This window comes from Mucilaginibacter polytrichastri (assembly GCF_001911425.1).
Classification (GTDB): domain Bacteria; phylum Bacteroidota; class Bacteroidia; order Sphingobacteriales; family Sphingobacteriaceae; genus Mucilaginibacter; species Mucilaginibacter polytrichastri.
This window is the reverse complement of sequence record NZ_MPPL01000001.1, coordinates 4,080,186-4,097,767: the sequence shown is the minus strand read 5'-3', so window position 1 is coordinate 4,097,767 and position 17,582 is coordinate 4,080,186. Positions and strand designations below refer to the sequence as shown.

Annotated in this window: 26 protein-coding genes; 12 read left to right on the top strand and 14 right to left on the bottom strand. The window is 44.4% G+C overall.

Annotation, left to right across the window (positions count from 1 at the left end):
- Complete coding sequence (gene ligD / locus RG47T_RS17480) at window positions 1–2,742, top strand: DNA ligase D (protein WP_074490726.1); 2,742 nt, start codon at window positions 1–3, stop codon at window positions 2,740–2,742.
- Window positions 2,743–2,752: 10 nt separating this feature from the next.
- On the opposite strand, the gene RG47T_RS17475 is transcribed toward ligD, so the two are convergent.
- From RG47T_RS17475 to xth, 3 genes are read right to left on the bottom strand one after another with little or no spacing between them, the layout of a single operon-like run.
- The gene (locus RG47T_RS17475) at window positions 2,753–2,908 is read right to left on the bottom strand and encodes a DUF2256 domain-containing protein (protein WP_074490724.1); all 156 of its coding nucleotides are present in this window, start codon (window positions 2,906–2,908) and stop codon (window positions 2,753–2,755) included.
- Window positions 2,895–3,377: a DUF4385 domain-containing protein gene (locus RG47T_RS17470; protein ID WP_074490722.1), complete on the bottom strand. Its 483-nt coding sequence runs from the start codon at window positions 3,375–3,377 to the stop codon at window positions 2,895–2,897. The genes RG47T_RS17475 and RG47T_RS17470 overlap by 14 nt, the downstream gene beginning before the upstream one ends.
- Before the next feature lie 4 nt (window positions 3,378–3,381).
- On the bottom strand, window positions 3,382–4,158 hold the full coding sequence (xth, locus tag RG47T_RS17465) for an exodeoxyribonuclease III (protein ID WP_074490721.1): 777 nt from the start codon (window positions 4,156–4,158) through the stop codon (window positions 3,382–3,384).
- 76 nt (window positions 4,159–4,234) lie between these two features.
- On the opposite strand from xth, the gene RG47T_RS17460 reads away from it, so the two are divergent.
- Both RG47T_RS17460 and RG47T_RS17455 read left to right on the top strand, forming a co-directional pair.
- Window positions 4,235–4,528, top strand: coding sequence for a hypothetical protein (locus RG47T_RS17460; protein WP_074490720.1), 294 nt, complete (start codon window positions 4,235–4,237; stop codon window positions 4,526–4,528).
- A 1-nt stretch (window position 4,529) separates the two neighbouring features.
- On the top strand, window positions 4,530–4,958 hold the full coding sequence (locus tag RG47T_RS17455) for a DUF1810 domain-containing protein (RefSeq protein ID WP_074490718.1): 429 nt from the start codon (window positions 4,530–4,532) through the stop codon (window positions 4,956–4,958).
- Here the strand turns inward: RG47T_RS17455 and RG47T_RS17450 are convergent.
- Window positions 4,951–5,241 (bottom strand): hypothetical protein, encoded by a 291-nt coding sequence (locus tag RG47T_RS17450; protein ID WP_074490717.1) that lies wholly within the window; start codon window positions 5,239–5,241, stop codon window positions 4,951–4,953. The two genes, RG47T_RS17455 and RG47T_RS17450, sit on opposite strands and share 8 nt — an antisense overlap.
- 59 nt (window positions 5,242–5,300) lie before the next feature.
- The gene (locus RG47T_RS17445; RefSeq protein ID WP_074490715.1) at window positions 5,301–5,738 is read right to left on the bottom strand and encodes an Hsp20/alpha crystallin family protein; all 438 of its coding nucleotides are present in this window, start codon (window positions 5,736–5,738) and stop codon (window positions 5,301–5,303) included.
- 151 nt (window positions 5,739–5,889) lie between these two features.
- Here RG47T_RS17445 and RG47T_RS17440 point away from each other — a divergent pair, with 151 nt between their 5' ends.
- Complete coding sequence (locus RG47T_RS17440) at window positions 5,890–6,456, top strand: PAS domain-containing protein (protein WP_074490713.1); 567 nt, start codon at window positions 5,890–5,892, stop codon at window positions 6,454–6,456.
- Here RG47T_RS17440 and RG47T_RS17435 read toward each other — a convergent pair.
- From RG47T_RS17435 to RG47T_RS17415, 5 genes are read right to left on the bottom strand one after another with little or no spacing between them, the layout of a single operon-like run.
- Window positions 6,450–6,986 carry a lipocalin family protein gene (locus RG47T_RS17435; protein WP_074490711.1) on the bottom strand — a complete coding sequence of 179 codons (537 nt, stop codon included), beginning with the start codon at window positions 6,984–6,986 and terminating at the stop codon, window positions 6,450–6,452. The two genes, RG47T_RS17440 and RG47T_RS17435, sit on opposite strands and share 7 nt — an antisense overlap.
- A gap of 4 nt (window positions 6,987–6,990) precedes the next feature.
- Window positions 6,991–7,233, bottom strand: coding sequence for a hypothetical protein (locus RG47T_RS17430; protein WP_074490709.1), 243 nt, complete (start codon window positions 7,231–7,233; stop codon window positions 6,991–6,993).
- A 9-nt stretch (window positions 7,234–7,242) separates the two neighbouring features.
- Window positions 7,243–7,584: a hypothetical protein gene (locus RG47T_RS17425; RefSeq protein ID WP_074490708.1), complete on the bottom strand. Its 342-nt coding sequence runs from the start codon at window positions 7,582–7,584 to the stop codon at window positions 7,243–7,245.
- Window position 7,585: 1 nt separating this feature from the next.
- A complete protein-coding gene (gene ku, locus RG47T_RS17420) occupies window positions 7,586–8,356 on the bottom strand; it encodes a non-homologous end joining protein Ku (protein WP_074490706.1) in 771 nt (256 codons plus the stop codon).
- Window positions 8,353–8,625, bottom strand: coding sequence for a hypothetical protein (locus tag RG47T_RS17415; protein WP_074490704.1), 273 nt, complete (start codon window positions 8,623–8,625; stop codon window positions 8,353–8,355). Before RG47T_RS17415 ends, ku begins: the two co-directional genes overlap by 4 nt.
- A 118-nt stretch (window positions 8,626–8,743) precedes the next feature.
- On the opposite strand from RG47T_RS17415, the gene RG47T_RS17410 reads away from it, so the two are divergent.
- The 5 genes from RG47T_RS17410 (at window position 8,744) to RG47T_RS17390 (ending at window position 10,716) form a co-directional block, all read left to right on the top strand.
- Window positions 8,744–8,938: a DUF2188 domain-containing protein gene (locus RG47T_RS17410; protein WP_074490702.1), complete on the top strand. Its 195-nt coding sequence runs from the start codon at window positions 8,744–8,746 to the stop codon at window positions 8,936–8,938.
- A gap of 1 nt (window position 8,939) precedes the next feature.
- Entirely contained in the window at window positions 8,940–9,170 is a 231-nt protein-coding gene (locus tag RG47T_RS17405) for a hypothetical protein (protein WP_074490701.1), read from the top strand.
- 6 nt (window positions 9,171–9,176) lie between these two features.
- A complete protein-coding gene (locus RG47T_RS17400) occupies window positions 9,177–9,950 on the top strand; it encodes a DNA-formamidopyrimidine glycosylase family protein (protein WP_074490700.1) in 774 nt (257 codons plus the stop codon).
- A gap of 81 nt (window positions 9,951–10,031) precedes the next feature.
- Window positions 10,032–10,367 (top strand): hypothetical protein, encoded by a 336-nt coding sequence (locus RG47T_RS17395; RefSeq protein WP_074490699.1) that lies wholly within the window; start codon window positions 10,032–10,034, stop codon window positions 10,365–10,367.
- Between the two features lie 40 nt (window positions 10,368–10,407).
- Complete coding sequence (locus RG47T_RS17390; protein ID WP_139235726.1) at window positions 10,408–10,716, top strand: hypothetical protein; 309 nt, start codon at window positions 10,408–10,410, stop codon at window positions 10,714–10,716.
- A gap of 19 nt (window positions 10,717–10,735) precedes the next feature.
- Here the strand turns inward: RG47T_RS17390 and RG47T_RS17385 are convergent, their stop codons facing one another.
- Both RG47T_RS17385 and RG47T_RS17380 read right to left on the bottom strand, forming a co-directional pair.
- Window positions 10,736–11,539 (bottom strand): SOS response-associated peptidase, encoded by an 804-nt coding sequence (locus RG47T_RS17385; protein WP_074490696.1) that lies wholly within the window; start codon window positions 11,537–11,539, stop codon window positions 10,736–10,738.
- A 3-nt stretch (window positions 11,540–11,542) separates the two neighbouring features.
- Window positions 11,543–12,031: a hypothetical protein gene (locus tag RG47T_RS17380; RefSeq protein WP_074490694.1), complete on the bottom strand. Its 489-nt coding sequence runs from the start codon at window positions 12,029–12,031 to the stop codon at window positions 11,543–11,545.
- Between the two features lie 147 nt (window positions 12,032–12,178).
- Here RG47T_RS17380 and dinB point away from each other — a divergent pair, with 147 nt between their 5' ends.
- The 3 genes from dinB to RG47T_RS17365 are packed head-to-tail and all read left to right on the top strand — an operon-like array spanning window position 12,179 to window position 16,528.
- The gene (dinB, locus tag RG47T_RS17375; protein ID WP_074490692.1) at window positions 12,179–13,336 is read left to right on the top strand and encodes a DNA polymerase IV; all 1,158 of its coding nucleotides are present in this window, start codon (window positions 12,179–12,181) and stop codon (window positions 13,334–13,336) included.
- Window positions 13,337–13,341: 5 nt separating this feature from the next.
- Window positions 13,342–16,284 (top strand): DNA polymerase III subunit alpha, encoded by a 2,943-nt coding sequence (locus tag RG47T_RS17370; RefSeq protein WP_074490691.1) that lies wholly within the window; start codon window positions 13,342–13,344, stop codon window positions 16,282–16,284.
- A gap of 10 nt (window positions 16,285–16,294) precedes the next feature.
- Window positions 16,295–16,528 (top strand): hypothetical protein, encoded by a 234-nt coding sequence (locus tag RG47T_RS17365; RefSeq protein WP_074490690.1) that lies wholly within the window; start codon window positions 16,295–16,297, stop codon window positions 16,526–16,528.
- Here the strand turns inward: RG47T_RS17365 and RG47T_RS17360 are convergent.
- Both RG47T_RS17360 and RG47T_RS17355 read right to left on the bottom strand, forming a co-directional pair.
- A complete protein-coding gene (locus RG47T_RS17360; protein WP_074490688.1) occupies window positions 16,508–16,768 on the bottom strand; it encodes an aspartate/glutamate racemase family protein in 261 nt (86 codons plus the stop codon). The genes RG47T_RS17365 and RG47T_RS17360 overlap by 21 nt on opposite strands.
- A gap of 73 nt (window positions 16,769–16,841) precedes the next feature.
- Window positions 16,842–17,504 carry a metal-dependent hydrolase gene (locus RG47T_RS17355; protein ID WP_074490687.1) on the bottom strand — a complete coding sequence of 221 codons (663 nt, stop codon included), beginning with the start codon at window positions 17,502–17,504 and terminating at the stop codon, window positions 16,842–16,844.
- Between the last annotated feature and the right edge of the window lie 78 nt (window positions 17,505–17,582).

Genomic DNA, 17,582 nt, shown 5'->3' with positions numbered 1-17,582 from the left:
ATGGGTCTTACCGAATACGCCAAAAAGCGGGACTTTAAAAAGACCGCAGAACCCAAAGCCGGGAAAAGTAAAGACAAAGACAACTTGATTTTTGTAGTACAAAAGCATGATGCCTCCAGGCTGCATTATGATTTCCGGCTGGAAATGGATGGCGTATTAAAAAGCTGGGCAATACCAAAAGGGCCAAGCCTCGACCCAAAGGTCAAACACCTGGCTATGATGGTCGAAGACCATCCCTTCGATTATTTAAACTTTGAGGGTATCATTCCGAAAGGGGAATATGGTGGAGGGACGGTCATCGTTTGGGACGAGGGTACCTATGAGCCGATTGAACCGATCAAGGGGAAAAAGGCGCAGGAAAAACACCTGCTGAAGCAACTGGCTTCCGGCCAGCTAAAAATCAAACTGCATGGCGAAAAACTTAATGGCGAATTTGCTATGGTTAAAACGCACGGCATGGGTGAGAACGGCTGGCTGATGATCAAGCATAAGGATGAGTTTGCCACCGATAAGGATATTACTAAGCAGGACAAATCCGTACTTTCTGGTAAGACCATTGAAACGATGGAAAAAACCAGTGAAAAGGTGTGGCAGAACGGCCATGAAGAAGATGTGGTACCTGATGAAGAATTGGCAGACGAGGTAGAAACGGAAGATACGCCGGATATCGATTTGAAAGCCATACTTAAGTCTGCTCCGAAATCAAAAGTGCCAGGTAGCATTTCGCCGATGAAGGCGACTTTAGTAGACGAGCCTTTTGACGAGCCGGGATGGCTTTTCGAAGTGAAGTGGGACGGGTATCGTGCCATCGCCAATATTCAAAAAGAAGAAGTTTCGCTGATCTCCCGCAAAAACCTGCCCTTTGAAAAATATTACCCGATCAACGCTGCGTTGGCAAAATGGGGCATAAACGCCGTCCTCGACGGGGAATTGATGGTACTCAATGAAAAGGGTATATCCGATTTTGGCGCGATGCAAAACTGGCGGAGCGAAGCTGACGGCAACCTGGTATTTTACATTTTCGATATCCTTTGGTATGAGGGCAAAAACCTGATGGGCCTGCCACTCATTGAACGGCAGGCGATCCTGCAATCAATTCTCCCGACTGATAACGACCATATCCGCCAAAGCAAAGTATTCGATGCAAACGGTATCGACTTTTTCGCCGCTGCAGAAAAAATGGGTTTGGAAGGTATCATCGCCAAAAAAGCTGATAGCGTGTACACTTCTGACCTGCGCAGTAAAGAATGGCTGAAAGTTAAGGTACAGCGCAGGCAGGAAGTAGTGATCGCGGGATATACCAAAAACGAAGGTACTGGTAAATCATTCAGCGCATTGGTGCTTGGCGTTTATAAAGGCAAGGAACTGCAATTTGTAGGCAAGGTTGGTACTGGCTTTTCCGATAAACTGCAAAAAGAAATGATGGCGCAATTTAAACCGCTGATCACGGATGATAGCCCATTCAACTATGAAGTGGATGTCGACAAGCCTACCCGTTTCCGCCCGAAGCGCATGGGCGCAAAACCGACCTGGCTAAAACCTGAACTGGTTTGCGAAGTAGGTTTTGCGGAAGTGACCAGCGATGGCGTATTCCGCCAGGCATCATTTAAGGGGATGCGCAATGACAAAAAAGCGAAAGATGTCGTTTTGGAAACCCCGGTGGACACAGAAGAAACCATTGCTGAATCGGAAAATATAAACATAGAGACTACAGAAACGCCATCTGCCAAAGAAACACATCAAGCAAAGGCAAAAGCCAAAGCGAAAGAGACGGACCTGAAACTGGAGCCGGTTAAAACCAATGAACGTAAAACTCTACTGAACCCTACTGAGGACTCCCAAACCAAAAAGGTTTGCGGGCACGACCTTAAATTCAATCACGTTACGAAATTATATTGGCCGGAGGATAAGATCACCAAAGGCCAGATGCTTAATTATTATTATAAGGTAGGCGAGTATATGATGCCTTACCTGAAAGACCGCCCTATGTCTTTAAACCGCTTTCCAGGCGGCATACACGGACAGAGCTTCTACCAAAAGAATGTAACTGATAAAGCACCCGATTGGGCCAAAACATTTGATCATGTAACAGGAGAAGGAAAAGTAACCAAATACTTAGTAGCAACTGATGAGGCAAGCCTGCTATGGATGAACTCCTTAGGCTGCATCGAGATCAACCCATGGTTTAGCCGCGCGGATACCCCGGACAATCCCGATTATTGTGTGATTGATCTTGATCCGGATAAACATACTTATGACCAGGTAGTACAAGCCGCACTGGAAGTCAAAAAAATATTGGATGCTATAGATGTACCATCTTACCCAAAAACTTCCGGGTCAACCGGGATGCACATCTACATTCCATTGGAGGGTAAATATACCTACGACCAATCCCAGATGTTTGCCAACATCATTGTCAAACTGGTACACAAAGAAATACCGGATTTTACCAGCCTTGAACGCAGCATTGCTGCCCGTAAAGGCAAAATGTATCTTGACTTTTTACAAAACCGACCTGGTGCGACTATTGCCGGCCCTTATTCATTAAGGCCTAAACCAGGTGCGACGGTTTCCATGCCGCTCACCTGGGATGAGGTAAAACCCGGCCTGACCATTCAGCACTTCAACATCGATAATGCTTTGAATCGCCTCAAAGAAACCGGAGATCTGTTTAAAGGCGTGTTAGGTGAAGGTATAGATCTGGCTAAAACAATTAAAAAAGCACAAAGCATATTCGGATAACAGGAAAAAACTAACCAACAGTACTATTGGCGCGGTTCTTCCTGCATTTGTCCGAACAGTATTTAACTTCTTCCCAAACCTTTTCCCATTTTTTACGCCAGGAAAACGGTCTACCGCAAACTATGCAAATCTTTTGCGGGAGGTCGTGTTTTTTATCCCCTTTCATGCTTCCATTGTTTTTTCATTGCGGCATAGGTTTCTGTAGCTTCAGCAGCCTTCCAGCAGTCATAGAATATACGGGCCGCCGCGGCCTTTTCGGGATCGCCTGTACCCCGTTCTAATTGCGCATAATTTCTTTCGGCGTCGTATTTTTTTCCGCCTTTGTAATTTGCATACCGGCGCGCTCGGGTGAAACCCATTTGGAGATACTTGCGCGCCATATCGGCACCGACGAAATCATCGTCAGATAGGTAAGTTAAGAATAGGCCATAGATTTTTGCACTGCTTTCTTTAGCAATTGCTTCAGTTCTAAACCGCCAGTATAGGCCAATCTCACTTTTGTAAGGCTCACAGATAAGCACGCCCTGTTCGCCTTTGCCTACGCGGTATTGTTCCGGTTCGGCCCGGTAATCAATATTCGGGTGCCAGGCATATTTACTTTTGTCAAAATTAAGATAACTGGGTTGATCTGACATGACTTTACGCTTCGCTGAGTTCGATCCAAACAGGTGCATGGTCGCTGGTATGTTTCCAGCCCCGGACTTCTTTATCAACTCCGGCGGAAACTAATCTTGCTTCCAGTAAGTTATTAAGCAGGAAATGGTCCAATCTTAAACCTGCATCCCGGCCGTAGGCGTTACGCAGGTAGTCCCAAAAGGTGTAAAAGCGCTCATTAGGGTATAATTTTCGGATAGCGTCTGTCCAACCAGTTTTTAACAATTCCCGCCAAAGCTTGCGTGACTCAGGGCGGAACAAAGCATTATCTACATATTTTTCTGGTTTATAGGTGTCGAGTTCCGTCGGCATAATATTATAATCGCCAATGAGTGCGACTGGCAAACCAAAACCCTGCAATTTTTTGCCGTGAGCCGTAAGTCGTTTGATCCATTTGAGTTTGTAGTCGAATTTTGGACCAGGGTACGGATTGCCGTTTGGCAGGTAAAGGCAGCCGATAACCACTCCATTAATAAACGCCTCGATATAACGACTATGGGAATCATTCGGATCACCGTCCAGGCCACGGCGGGTTTCCTGTATTTCGCCATAGCGTGAAAGAATAGCCACACCATTCCAGCTTTTTTGGCCTTGCCAAATCGCATGGTAGCCAGCATCCAGTAATGCCCGCTCAGGAAATTTATGATCTTCGGCTTTCAGTTCTTGTAAACAAACCACATCCGGTTTTGCATCTGCCAGCCAACGCAGCAAATTCTCAATCCGGCCGTTGATGCCGTTGATATTATAGGTAGCGATCTTCACGCCCTAATAACACCATTCTAAATATATAGTTCCTATCAATCGAAACTTAATACCATCCTATCGCTTGTCTAATTATATGACAAGTATTAAAAACGTTCAGCCACTTAGCGCAGAAAAGCTGTTTGACTTATTAAAAACAGACTTCGCGGATTATATCAACCAAAAATTGGGTTCTAACCTGGCTATCGAATATGCGCATGTGTTCGATGAGATCAATGTATCATTTCCTGAAGTAATCGAAGGCCCGGCGCTCAATATCACGGTAACAGATGTGGAACTGACCGTTACCTTAATGGCGACGGAGTCGGATTATAACGCAGAATTATTGGAAGAGCACTTGATTAGTTTTCTGGAAGAAAAGGCGGGATAAGATGAGCAATAATTTAAAACGCTTTAAAGAAGCCCAGGACCGCGATTATGAAACCGCCTTGATGGAAGTAAAAAGCGGCCACAAAACCAGCCACTGGATGTGGTTTATTTTTCCGCAAATAGACGGCCTTGGCAAAACGGATATCGCGAGACACTATGCCATTAAAGACATTCACGAGGCGACAGAATTCCTGATGGACCAGGAACTTAGCTTACGCTTGGTCAATATTTGCAAAGCCTTGCTGGAATTGGCGACGAATGATGCCTACCAAATATTCGGTAGCCCTGACCACCTGAAGTTGAAGTCCTCCATGACCTTGTTCGATGCGGTACCGGCAACCTTTCCCGTGTTCGGGCAAGTGCTGGATAAATTTTACGGCGGTGAGAAAGACGTGCGTACGCTGCAATTATTGGGTATATCAGCTAATTGATTTCCTTCAGGTTCTGTAAACGGAATATTTCCCGTGTAATTAGTTTAGTGTTTTCGCACAACTCGTCCAGCGTACAGCCAATCGTTTTAATTTTAACCGGTAATTCATCAACCATTTCCATCAGGTCAACATGCAGCATCGCCTGATCGACCGGACTGGTTCCTTTTAACTGCTTGAATAATCCCTCGGCGGCTTCTCCGTTATTACCAATAAAATATTGACCATAGTTCACGAAGCCCTTAGGCGTTTTTAAACTCAATAAGATATAAAATTGTGTTTTCATTTGCCATAAAAAAAAGCTCCTGCAAAGCAGGAGCCCTTTTAATTAATAAACTATTACTCTTATTTAATTTCAATCTGGCGGCGTACCATTTTAGCTTCCTCACGTTTTGCGATATCTATACGTAAAATGCCATCAGTGTAGGAAGCGTCGATCTGGCTGTGGTCCGCGCTATCAGGCAGGGTAAACGAACGCACAAAAGAACTGTAGCCAAATTCGCGTTTGCTGTAATTATTTTGTTGGTCTTGTTGCTCAGCGGATTTTTCCACAGAAATACTCAGGCTGTTGCGTTCCAGGTTCAGTTTAAAATCGTCTTTCTTTAAACCTGGTGCAGCTAGTTCCACATGATAATGTGACTCGCTTTCGCTGATGTTAACGGCGGGAACGCGGCTCACCATACGGTCGCCAAAGAAAGTGTCGTTGAAAATGGAATTGAACACATCATCAATGCCTGGCATTAAAGTGTTAGCTGGTTTGTTGTTGAATTTAACTAAGGTCATGGCCTTCTCTTTTTTAAAGTTGAACAATAAATTAATTAAACTGTAACATATATTACAACCCCTGTGCCAACCCCTGATGACTGAAATTTTTTCAGTTTTCGCTGTCAAAATTTCAGCGCAAACCTAAAGGCTATATCCCTGTTACCAATTCATGGACTATTTCCTGCAGATCAATCAATTCCTAAAAGACTCCTTATTTTTTTATACCATCGCTATCGGAATGGATGGCCGATATACTTACGTAAGTAAAAACTATGACAGGAATTTTGGATTTACAGGCGGGACCTTGTTGGGCGCGGCTTTCAGCGTGACTTTACATCCCGAAGATATAGCTATTTGCGAACGGGTAGGCGCGGCGTGTTTTGGAGCGCCTGGGGAACTATGTGCTGCAACATTGCGCAAGCATGACGGCATAGGCGGTTATGTTACAACACAATGGGAGATGCAGGCGCTTTTTAATGAACAAGGACAGCCTGACGGCATTTTTTGCATAGGATACAATATTACAGAAGTAGTAACAACACGTACCAGGCTAACAGAAATCGGCTTTATCCAATCCCACCAGGTCCGTAAACCGCTCGCGAATATTATTGGCCTTTCAACTATGATACAACAGGAATCTGATGAACGCGTACAAGAACTTTGCGTCATGCTTGAAAAAAGCACATCGGAACTGGACGAAGTGATTAAAGATATTTCTGCTAAGACGGATCAATAATCCATCCATTCCAATTTGCTGATGTCAAAACCCAGGCTAATCGCCATTTGTAAAAATCGTTGTTTCATTTCCTCCGGCATACTGCTTTCGCGGGACAATAGCCACAAGTAGCCCAGCCCACTACCTGATACTAACGCAAACTGATAATTATCATCAATGTCCAGTATATTATAGTCAAGATAGATCGGCAGGAAGTAGGCGACCTCTAATTGACCACGGGTTTCAGCACTTTTAAATTTAACGGTGCCCGTGGCTTCCACCGGTTTGTTTTTCATTTGATTGAATGCGCGGGTCACGACCTTGATCGTCCCATCCTCATTCAATGAATATTCTTCGGTCAGGTCCCGCAAATCCTTTTCTATCAGATTGGGCAATCGGGCTACTTCGTTCCATTTCCCAAGGTATCGTTCCTTATCAAAAGGGTCAACGATAGCACCAGCCGGGATTTTCTTCTTAGGCCAGAGCGCGTACGCGATTCCAGCCGCTCCGGCAGCCGCTGCTACCGCAATGAATGTCGTTCCCTTTTTCATAACCTTAATCTTTGATCACCGCGTCAGTTGCTACCTTCGCGACTTTTTTCGGGATAATCGTTTTTTTATCGATCAATCCAGCCGCTGAATCGCTGATCCCTTCTTTAATTTTCCGGGTGATCTGGCGGCGGTATTGTGCGCCTTTGTCGGTTAAAAATAACCAGCCCAGGCCAATGCCCGCTGTAATGCCAACTGCGATACCAACGATAAGGCCGGTATGATCTTCTTTTTTAAATGGGTTTTTCATATGTAATTTTTAAATATCGGGTACCTGGTAACTTTCGATGAACACGGCAAGGTAAGCCTGCTCCGCTACACTTAATACTTGTCCCTCAAAGTGCTTTATACTGCCGCTTTCAAATACGAATTTTCCCAAATAGTCCGGGTTTTGTTCATCGGGCAGATCATCATTTTCGCCGCCAAACTCTGCCGGTTCGGTGAACAAGTGAGTTTCATCACCAAATGCGTCTTTATAAATCTTATACTCCCCGCTGGAACGCCAACCACGTTCGCCTTCCTTTTCATACATTGGCTCTATGATCACGTAACGGTTGCTGCCGTCCGCCTGTGGAATACTGGTTTGCACCGGATTCATCATATTATGCACCTTTTTTAGCGGATAAGCTACTCATTAATTGATCGTAAAGATCATCTCCTTTAGCTTTAACCGGTTTCAATTTCTTAATAGTCGGGCGTTTACCTTTGGCCTTTTGTTCAATGATCTTTATCAATTCATCATGATATTCATCTTTGTATTTGGTTAAATCCATAGGCTCGGTATATTGCTCGATCAATGCCAGGCCCATGTCCAGTTCTTTCTTGCTTACCTCAATTTTCTCATCAAGCTCCAGATCTTCCTGCTCGCGGATCTGCTGGGCGAAACGGATACGTGTTACCACTAAGGCCTGATCGACCGGGTGCACAATGCATAAACTTTCGGTGCTGCGTAAAACGAAACGCGCAAGCCCGGCCTTCCCTGATTTCTTCAATGCCGCCAGCAACAGCGCGTAGGCCTTATTTCTTTTGGTTGCCGGTGCTGTGTAATAGGAGGTTTCATAAAACATGGGATTGACGGCAGCGATCTCCACGAAATTTTCGATAACGATCTCTTTGGTTTTTTCGGGCGCGGCAGCTTCAAAATCGGCTTCTTCAATGATCACATAGTCATCGTCATATTTATAGCCTTTAACAATTTTATCATACGGGACTTCTTTTTTGGTGTTTTCATTGACCCGCTGAAATTTAATGTGCGCATGGTCACGACTGTCCAGCATATCCAGGTCAAGCCTTGTCTCTTGTACGGCTGAATATAATTTAACGGGGATACTCACCAGACCGAAACCGATTGAACCTGTCCAGATACTTCTCATAGCTTTAATTTTCTAATATTATCATTAATTCCGTGGGGATGGTGCGCCTCGATCTTATCAGCCAAGAAGTGCAATATTTGCTCGCCAACGTTTCCTGGGTTTTGGCAGATTTGCAAAAAATCATGATCATCCGGCGTAAAACTTGCCACATAAGCGCCGTTCTCGTACACCCTGTATTTACATTTATCATCATCATGGTGCGCGTATTCACCCACCTCGAAATGATGTATTTCCTTATCCACACTAATGGTGATCGGGTAATTTTCCATGTTGATATAACCAATGGAGCGCCTTATTGTTTATGACGAATGGGGCAGCGCTAAAGTTCGTATAAAGACAGATTAAACATTAAGCCGGTCAACTTGTTGTTTAAGAAAAGGAGATATTATGCCCTGGACTAAAGGAGATTACCCGCCATCTTATAAGAACCAACCCGAATACTTGCGGGACAAAGCCGTAGAGATCGCGAACGAAGTTTTAAAAAGCACCGGCGATGAGGGCGAAGCCATCGCCACCGGTTTAAAACACGCACGTAAACATTTTGATGAACACTCGGACGAAGTGCCGGCTAAGGAGAAATAGGATGGAAAAGCAGGAGATATTAGAAACTTTTACCTTTTGCGAATTGGAGCAAAAGAAAGAACACAGCTATCGCGTAACCGCGCATGAGGAGCAATATGTCTTAGAACGGGATGGACAGTTTATCGCTGAACTTAATCACGGAAACGGCACCTGGCAACAAGCCAGCGGAACACCGCTTAGTGCAAAAATGATCAACAGAATAGGCGAACGCATCGAAGCCCATTATTGCTAACACGACATGGCTGAATTACCTGACCTTACCGTTTTTGCACAAATACTGAATCACCGTTTCAAAGGAAAAACGCTGAAACAACTGGAAGTAACTGAGCACCGCAAATTAAATGTGAGCGCAAAAGATCTACAGGACGCGCTTGAAAACCAAAAATTAACCAACGTCACCCGCGAAGGCAAAACGTTGCAGTTCCATTTTTCCAATGACCAGGTGCTTGGCCTCCATCTGATGCTGCGTGGCGAATTAGTTGCCATTGAGAACAATGAAAAACCCCGCTTTCAGATCCTCGCTTTTCATTTTGCACAAGGTGATGGTTTTGCAGTCATCGATCTGCAAAAGCAGGCAACACCGACACTCAATCCCCAACCGGTCGCAGCACCTGATGCACTTAATCTGGACAAAAAGGCGTTTGTTGATCTGTTATCTAAAAAGCGCACCGTCATCAAAACTTTGCTCATGGATCAAAAATCCATGCGTGGCATCGGCAATTCCTACGCTGATGAAATTCTTTACCATGCGGTTCTGTCCCCCTTTTCAACCGCCAAAGCCATACCTGTAAAAGAGATTGATAAGCTATTCAAGAGTATCGGGACCGTATTGCAAAAGGCAATTAAGGAAATTGGCGAAGCCAATGGCAATAACCTGAAAGGTGAGCTAAAAGACTTTATGGAAATACACAGTCCGCTTTTAAAAGCTACCAGAAAAGGTGAGCCTATTAAAACTGATAAAATTGGCGGACGCACTACTTACTACACCGATCAGCAGCAACTATTTCTTTAACAGGTAGCTACAGGAACGTAGATAAAGTGCAAACGGAGGCCGAAAACATTAATTTTTAGCGGTAAACTTTTATCTTTAAGCATGGAAGATGATATACCAAGCGCAGAAGAAACGCAGCTCCGGGACTGGCTAAACAACAACCAAGTTTACCCCGGCAAACTTGAAATGCAGTCATTAGTCATCAATTCTTTTTACAGTGAATTCGAAGACCAACCTAATGACGACGACCTCACTCCACTGGACGAACTGGACCCGGACGAATTAGGTATCAGTGAAGGCTTCGACTATAAGACTTTTGAAAAAAGTGATGCAGAAGAAGAACAAGCCTGGCATGAGCGTATCGCTTATGCGCTGAATAACCTTGACCGGTTTCTGGTTTATATTAACGAGGAGTGGCGCGATTTGCCCGAAGAATAACCCCAATGGACTACATGAATAACAAGAACAGCCGCCTGCTATGCTATCCATGAATTACTTCCTGTTACCTGATGCACGGCGTGATATTATTGTTCACGGACCTACCGGGTTGAGGTTGAACGTTTATAGCCTGGAAAACGAAGATTTCCGACCCGCAAAAGGCGAATTGCATGTTTTTGGCGATGATCATGGCGAGTGGATGGCGTTTGAAACCGAAGGTTGGAATGGCGGCGACACGCAAATCTTTTCAAATGCGGTGTTATGGTATGCTGTTTACCTGGATTACCCTTTCATGGAAATCACCACAGACGACCCTCGCCCCGAATACCGGCTGAAAAAAATCGAATAACCAGGCAAAATCGCGTAGTTTAAAAAAGACTAGCCTGTTCTGGCGGTGGTTCTTCCTGACCGTAGACCGGCAGCTTTCTCCCCCAGTCATAATAGGCGTTTGGTACGATACCTTCAGGTTTCGGCTTACGGCTGCGAATGGAGTAAACCGGATAATGCGCGATGGCATCCGATGGCATTTCAAAATGGAAAAACTCATCCATGTCATCATCTCCCAGATCATCCAACACCCAAGCTTGTTCCATTTCAGGTGTCAAGAATAATGGCATCCGGTGCTTATTGTCCCCGGCATTGTGTATCCACTGCATTTTTTCGTTGGCATGCCGCGTGATCATGGTGAATGACGCTAAATTTCGAATATCACCCGTATACTGATCTACTTCCTGGCTAACCTGGTAAAGGGCCGGCACATAAAATCCCTTACGGCCTTCGAGGCTGATATGATACGGGATCTTATTTTTAAATCCTTTTACTTCCCGGTGCTCATAAATGCCAGTAACCGGGATCAGGCAGCGATTGTTACGTATTCTATACCAATAAGATTTTTTATCTCCAATGATCCGTTCAGAGCGGGCATTAACATAGTTTAGTCGCTGTTTTTGTCTCTCGTTAGGGTCGTCAATGAACGTCGGTACCACACCCCAGCTCATATTTGCTAATACTAAAGCTTTCCTGTTGACCACAATCGGGTGGGTTGGCAATACCTCACAGGTTACGTGCAGCATTTCATTTGGATAATGCGACAGGCTAGGGGCCAGTTGAATGCCTTTAAAGTCCTGGGTGACTATCTGTATTTCTGAATGAAAGCTGATATCTCTGCACATAAGCTATTTGATCATGTCATAAAAAAGGGCGGTATGGCTTTGTTCACCCGAGGTGATCTCTGCTTTTAGCCGGCCGTACTCCGTAAATATACGCACATCATAATGATCTTCCTTTTTCATGCGGATATAGTGAATATACGCAGAAACACCCTTCACGTAAGCTTTTTGCAGCCTTTTTTCATGCCTGGCATCTATGGTACCATTATAGAACATTGAAATGCCGGAATCGTTTTTCAACAGCTTAACTACGCCCTGGTATTGGTTCGGGTCCAGCAAGTTTTGGGCCTTACCTTCCTTAGGTGCTAATTCCTTTTCATGGCAATTTGATTCCTGTTCGTCCGCATAGGCCGACAGTAAAAACGTTTTTTGTGATGGTTGGCCCGGCCATTGAAAGCGCTGGATGACCACATAAGGCTTGCCCGCCCCCATGAGTTTCTTCAGGGTGTCCTCCTTGATGCGCAGGAATGGGTTATAAAACAAGCTATCAGTCATTTAGCCCCGCTCTAAAATTATTTTCAAATATAAACAAAATGCTAATATTTTTAGTATTAGTTTTGTTATCCGTTTTCTGAACGAATAAAAGCAAAAAAAATACAATGATTAAACACTGAAGTTTTAATACTAAAATCCGTAGGCATTATGAGCACAGACCGCCAGATCATCCACATGGACCAGGATGCATTTTTTGTATCCGTTGAAGTCCGTAAAAATCCAGAACTGACAGGCAAACCGGTGATCATCGGCAGCCTCTCGGATCGTGGCGTGGTCGCTTCATGCAGTTATGAGGCGCGGAAATTCGGCGTTTACTCAGCAATGCCGGCAAGAATGGCGCGGATGCTTTGCCCGCATGGGGTTTGGATCAAAGGCAACATGGACGAATATTCCAAGGCCTCCCATGAAATCACTGAGATATTAAAGGAAAATGTACCGCTCATTGAAAAGGCCAGCATCGACGAACATTATATCGATATGACCGGCATGGATAAACATTTTGGCACGCTGCTTTATGCAAAGGAATTGCGCGCCAAAGTCATCCGGGAAACGGCGTTGCCAATTTCGTTCGGCCTTTCGGTGAATAAAACTGTTTCCAAAATGGCTACTAACGAATGTAAGCCAAATGGAGAACTGAATATCGAAAAAGCCGTTGTACAACCCTTCCTCAACCCCTTGTCCATTCGCAAAATTCCCGGCTTAGGAGAGAAAACTTTTATTAAGCTGAGCGACATGGGTATTAAGAAGATCTATGAACTTTCACAGGTCCATCCGGAATATATGAACAGTATTTTGGGAAAGAACGGCATCTGGCTGCTACAAAAAGCCAAAGGCATAGATGACTCGCCGATTATTCCCTATCAGGAGCAAAAATCCATCGGCACACAATCAACCTTCAAAAATGACAGCATCGATCTGGTAGCCATTAATTACCTGTTAACTTCCATGGTGATGGAGCTGGCCTTTGAACTGCGCCAAAAAAAGAAACAAACGGCCTGTATCACTGTGACCGTCCGCTATTCCACAAGGGAAGACGTTACTAAACAGGCCGTTATTCCTTATACGGCTTTAGATGGACCGCTCATTAAAAAGGTAAAGGAATTATTCAAGGCGGCCTATCAAAAAAGATTACTGATCCGGCTGGTGGGCGTTCGCCTTTCAAATCTGGTCAATGGCTTTGAGCAAATCGACCTCTATTCGGAATCTGAAGAACAATACAGCCTTTGCCAGGCGATGGATAAAATACGCCGCAGGTTCGGCCCTGATTCCATAAAACTGGCTTCCGGTATCAATCTAAACCTTTAATTCCCATGTACCTTAACGTTCACTCCCAATATAGCCTCCGCTTTGGCACCATGTCAATCCCGGCATTGGTGGAGGAAGCTATTGCCTGCGGTGTGACCCAGATGGTGCTCACGGATATCAACAATTCCACCGGCATCATGGAATTTATGCGGGAGTGCGACGAAAAAGGGATTAAGCCCATCGCAGGACTGGAATTCAGAAGTAATAAACGATTGCTTTACTTTGGCATCGCTCTTAACAAGGAAGGCATGAAGGAATTGAATGATTTCCTCACGGAGCATAACCTGGAACAAAAAACCTTGCCCAATCTTGCTCCAGCATTTAAAAATGCTTGTATCGTTTATCCTTATGGTCATAAGGAGCCGTTGAGAGAAAACGAATTCCTGGGCATCCATTATGGCCAGCTCAACAGCTTATTTAACAAAGACCTTAGCATTATCAGGGACAAACTTGTGGCTTTGCAGCCGGTATTTGTCGCTGATAAAATTGAATACCGCTTACATGAATACTTGCGGAGCATTGATCTGAACGTGGTACTGACAGAGGTAACTGCTGAGGATAAATGTGCCCCCACAGATAAATTTCTCGCACCCGGCCAACTGGAAGCTAAATTTTCCAGGTATGCCTTTATACTTGACAACACCCGGAACCTGATGAACCGCTGTGTGATGGATTATCCCAAAGGCAGGGTTAATTTAAACCGTAAAACCTTTACCGGCAATAAGAAGAATGACCGGGAGCTTTTGGAAAAGCTGGCGATCAGCGGTATGGAATATCGTTACGGCAAATCCAATAAAGAAGCCCTAAAAAGGGTTAAACATGAATTAAAGGTCATTTATGAACTGGACTTTTGCGCTTACTTTTTGATTACCTGGGATATTATCCGTTACTCCAGCTCTCAGGGCTATTATCATGTAGGCCGGGGTTCCGGGGCAAACAGCATTGTGGCCTATTGTCTAAAAATTACGGATGTTGACCCTATCGAACTTGACTTATATTTTGAAAGGTTCCTGAACGCACAGCGGACTTCGCCGCCCGATTTCGATATCGATTATTCCTGGGATGAAAGGGAAGACGTGCAGGATTATATTTTTAAGCGCTACGGCAGTCAGCATACGGCTTTGTTGGGAACCATGTCCACCTTTAAAGATCGCAGCATTATCCGGGAGATCGGTAAGGTTATGGGTTTGCCTAAGTCAGAGATTGACGGCTTCACTGACCAGACGCGGGCGGCAGTCAACCAAAACAATGATACCTTCAGAAAAATCGTAGCTATCCATGAAAGGATGGCCAATATGCCGAACCAGCGCTCCATTCATGCAGGAGGCGTATTGATCACCGAAGAGCCGATTACGTATTATACGGCACTTGACCTGCCGCCAAAAGGTATGGCAACCGTACAGTGGGATATGTATGAAGCCGAAAAGATCGGGTTTGATAAGTATGACATTCTGAGCCAGCGGGGTATTGGGCATATCAAAATGGCGGTCAAGTTGGTTGAAGAAAACCAGCAGCGCAAGATCGATATTCATCAGGTCAAAATTTTCATGAAAGACCCGGTAGTTAACGCCAATCTAAGAAAAGGTAATACCAAAGGCTGCTTTTACATCGAGTCACCGGCGATGATTCAGCTTAACCGGAAACTCAAATGTGATAGTTATTTGGTTTTGGTTGCGGCGAGTTCCATTATCCGGCCAGGTGTTGCCAGTTCAGGTATGATGGGAATGTTTATCAAATACCACCATGCTCCTGACACCGTGCAATACCTGCACCCGGTCATGGAAGAAATATTAAAGGAAACTTACGGCGTGATGGTTTACCAGGAAGATGTAATCAAGGTTTGTATCCATTTTGCAGGGATGGACGGTACCGATGCTGACATTTTAAGGCGGGGAATGAGCGGCAAGTACCGTTCAAAAAAGGAATTTGAAAGATTGGTGGAAAGGTTTCACCAGGAAGCCGTTGCTTTGGGCCGTCCGGAGGATATTGTAAAGGAAGTATGGCGACAGGTATCTTCCTTTGCGGGTTACAGTTTTTCCAAAGCGCATTCTGCCAGCTTCGCCGTGGAAAGCTACCAAAGTCTGTATTTGAAAACCTACTTCCCACGGGAATTTATGGTGGCGGTATTAAATAATTATGGTGGATTTTATGACCGGGCACTATATGTGCAGGAGTTGCAGCGCTCCGGGGGAATTGTACATCTGCCCTGTGTAAATAACAGCGACAGCATTGTCAATATTATCGGGGTAGATGTTTACCTTGGCTTCGTGGGTATTCACGGTTTGAACGAAACATACATTGAACTGATCCCGGAAGAGCGCCGGAAAAACGGACTATACCAAAGCCTGGAGGATTTTATCAAAAGAACCGGTATGGGATTGGAACACGCGATAACACTCATCCGAGTAGGCGCGCTCCGGTTTACCGGAAGGAGCAAAAAGGAATTATTATGGGCGATACATCTTTTATTGGGAGCCAAAGCAAAGCCCAACAATAACGCGGAACTATTTTGCCTGGAGGCAAAGAATTATTCCTTACCCGTTCTGGTCAATACCCAATTGGAGAACGCATATCATGAACTGGAATTGCTTGGATTTCCCTTAAGTATGAACATGTTTGATCTACTGCAAACAGACTATCGTGGCGAAATGGGTGCCAACGATTTGATCAATCATGTGGGTCAGGTGGTTAGGATGGTAGGTCAGTACATATGTGAAAAAACAGTTCATACCAAAAACAATAAAAGAATGTGGTTTGGTAATTTCCTTGATGTAGAAGGGAACAGCTTTGATACGGTACACTTTCCAAACAACACACCGGTTTATCCATTTCGCGGCACAGGATGTTATTTGATACTCGGCAAGGTAGTTGCTGAATTCGGCTTTGCCAGCCTGGAAGTGCAAAAATTTGCCAAGCTGCCCATTTTACCTAATCCCGTAATTTCTTAACTAATAAAAAATGGACAGAATTATTATTAAATGCGCAATTCAAGGCCTGGAGTCAGAACTGCAATTGGATAAAAAGGCGATGCCTGGCGAGGCAGGGCCATGTTTTATGATTACAACAAGCGGAAGTTTTAAAGGCTATATAGCGCGCCAGAAAAACGGCAGTTATAAATCATTAGGAACGTCATATTATACCAGCGAAGATTTACAAATCATCACGGTCCAATTAAGTAAAAGTACTCAATGAAGCAATACAGTCCGCGCCCGCATGCTCAAGCTGTATCGCAATGCCTGATAACATTTTTTCTACGGCATCCCAGTCGCCTGCACTTTGTAGTGAACTAAATTCTTCAAAGTCCACCGAATAGAGCAGTAGTTTAGAAGAATGCGCGCTGCCAAGCCGCTGATTTGTTAGTTGATTAAGCGTCTTATAATAAACAGATGTAGCATACCAGCTAACCCCACCAATCAGTCCTAATGTCTTCATAAATTATTTATTACTTTGGTTATTATTTTCGTGAAGCTGGGTGCTTTTAAGTAGCCGCCAACGGTAGTGTTTATTACTGTTCATTCAATACTCTATTTTTATCTACCCAATATGACAAGCCAACGATTATGGCCATCATTACAACAAAAGAGTAAAACAAAACCATAACAGAGTCGGGCGGTGTGGGGCCGAAAGTATTAGAGAGCGTAATGAGCAAAAGCAATATAACCAATGTCCAAAGCCCCCAGTTACCCGCTTTATTTTTGGCCTTGGTAACGCTGGTATAAACGAATACGCCTGCTAAGAAAATCGCAGTTTCTACTATTAACGTAACGGCTACATGATTCCAAAGACCGAGGCCTACCTTATAATCTCCAAATGGCGACAGGGGTAAGTCTGCTACATGCACTATAACATCCAGCAGCCAATGGCTGAGCACACAAAGACCGATAACTATAGCGCTTCGGTTGTCACGCTTCACCAGCCAGTGAATGCCACCTACAATGATGCCCCACACCAAACCCATAAACAAACTATGTGTATAGGGGTAATGCAGAAATTCAAAGGCGTTCGTTTTTGTATAGCCGGGCTTAACGGCTACTTTTTCTACGCCAAAGACCAGTAAAAAAGGCCAAAGAATGTCAACAAATTGTGTCGCAATAAAAAGCGTGGCTAAAGAAACTTTGGGGGCTGCTTTTTTTGCGGCGAAGGAAACGCCAAAATGACCTATAAACATAATGTTTTGATTTCTTGTGAGTTGTAAAGGTGACAAGAAATTTAAACATTACTCTTGACAAAAATCAAGAAGTTACAG

Excerpts from the sequence above, each read along its gene's own strand:
- RG47T_RS17445 (WP_074490715.1), bottom strand. The coding sequence starts at position 5,738 with ATGACCTTAGTTAAATTCAACAACAAACCAGCTAACACTTTAATGCCA.
- RG47T_RS17400 (WP_074490700.1), top strand. The coding sequence starts at position 9,177 with ATGGCTGAATTACCTGACCTTACCGTTTTTGCACAAATACTGAATCAC.
- RG47T_RS17405 (WP_074490701.1), top strand. The coding sequence starts at position 8,940 with ATGGAAAAGCAGGAGATATTAGAAACTTTTACCTTTTGCGAATTGGAG.
- RG47T_RS17385 (WP_074490696.1), bottom strand. The coding sequence starts at position 11,539 with ATGTGCAGAGATATCAGCTTTCATTCAGAAATACAGATAGTCACCCAG.
- RG47T_RS17440 (WP_074490713.1), top strand. The coding sequence starts at position 5,890 with ATGGACTATTTCCTGCAGATCAATCAATTCCTAAAAGACTCCTTATTT.
- RG47T_RS17380 (WP_074490694.1), bottom strand. The coding sequence starts at position 12,031 with ATGACTGATAGCTTGTTTTATAACCCATTCCTGCGCATCAAGGAGGAC.
- RG47T_RS17475 (WP_074490724.1), bottom strand. The coding sequence starts at position 2,908 with ATGAAAGGGGATAAAAAACACGACCTCCCGCAAAAGATTTGCATAGTT.
- RG47T_RS17460 (WP_074490720.1), top strand. The coding sequence starts at position 4,235 with ATGACAAGTATTAAAAACGTTCAGCCACTTAGCGCAGAAAAGCTGTTT.
- RG47T_RS17370 (WP_074490691.1), top strand. The coding sequence starts at position 13,342 with ATGTACCTTAACGTTCACTCCCAATATAGCCTCCGCTTTGGCACCATG.
- ku (WP_074490706.1), bottom strand. The coding sequence starts at position 8,356 with ATGAGAAGTATCTGGACAGGTTCAATCGGTTTCGGTCTGGTGAGTATC.
- RG47T_RS17390 (WP_139235726.1), top strand. The coding sequence starts at position 10,408 with ATGCTATCCATGAATTACTTCCTGTTACCTGATGCACGGCGTGATATT.
- RG47T_RS17435 (WP_074490711.1), bottom strand. The coding sequence starts at position 6,986 with ATGAAAAAGGGAACGACATTCATTGCGGTAGCAGCGGCTGCCGGAGCG.
- RG47T_RS17395 (WP_074490699.1), top strand. The coding sequence starts at position 10,032 with ATGGAAGATGATATACCAAGCGCAGAAGAAACGCAGCTCCGGGACTGG.
- RG47T_RS17455 (WP_074490718.1), top strand. The coding sequence starts at position 4,530 with ATGAGCAATAATTTAAAACGCTTTAAAGAAGCCCAGGACCGCGATTAT.
- RG47T_RS17450 (WP_074490717.1), bottom strand. The coding sequence starts at position 5,241 with ATGAAAACACAATTTTATATCTTATTGAGTTTAAAAACGCCTAAGGGC.
- RG47T_RS17430 (WP_074490709.1), bottom strand. The coding sequence starts at position 7,233 with ATGAAAAACCCATTTAAAAAAGAAGATCATACCGGCCTTATCGTTGGT.
- RG47T_RS17425 (WP_074490708.1), bottom strand. The coding sequence starts at position 7,584 with ATGATGAATCCGGTGCAAACCAGTATTCCACAGGCGGACGGCAGCAAC.
- ligD (WP_074490726.1), top strand. The coding sequence starts at position 1 with ATGGGTCTTACCGAATACGCCAAAAAGCGGGACTTTAAAAAGACCGCA.
- RG47T_RS17470 (WP_074490722.1), bottom strand. The coding sequence starts at position 3,377 with ATGTCAGATCAACCCAGTTATCTTAATTTTGACAAAAGTAAATATGCC.
- RG47T_RS17365 (WP_074490690.1), top strand. The coding sequence starts at position 16,295 with ATGGACAGAATTATTATTAAATGCGCAATTCAAGGCCTGGAGTCAGAA.
- dinB (WP_074490692.1), top strand. The coding sequence starts at position 12,179 with ATGAGCACAGACCGCCAGATCATCCACATGGACCAGGATGCATTTTTT.
- RG47T_RS17355 (WP_074490687.1), bottom strand. The coding sequence starts at position 17,504 with ATGTTTATAGGTCATTTTGGCGTTTCCTTCGCCGCAAAAAAAGCAGCC.
- RG47T_RS17410 (WP_074490702.1), top strand. The coding sequence starts at position 8,744 with ATGCCCTGGACTAAAGGAGATTACCCGCCATCTTATAAGAACCAACCC.
- RG47T_RS17415 (WP_074490704.1), bottom strand. The coding sequence starts at position 8,625 with ATGGAAAATTACCCGATCACCATTAGTGTGGATAAGGAAATACATCAT.
- RG47T_RS17360 (WP_074490688.1), bottom strand. The coding sequence starts at position 16,768 with ATGAAGACATTAGGACTGATTGGTGGGGTTAGCTGGTATGCTACATCT.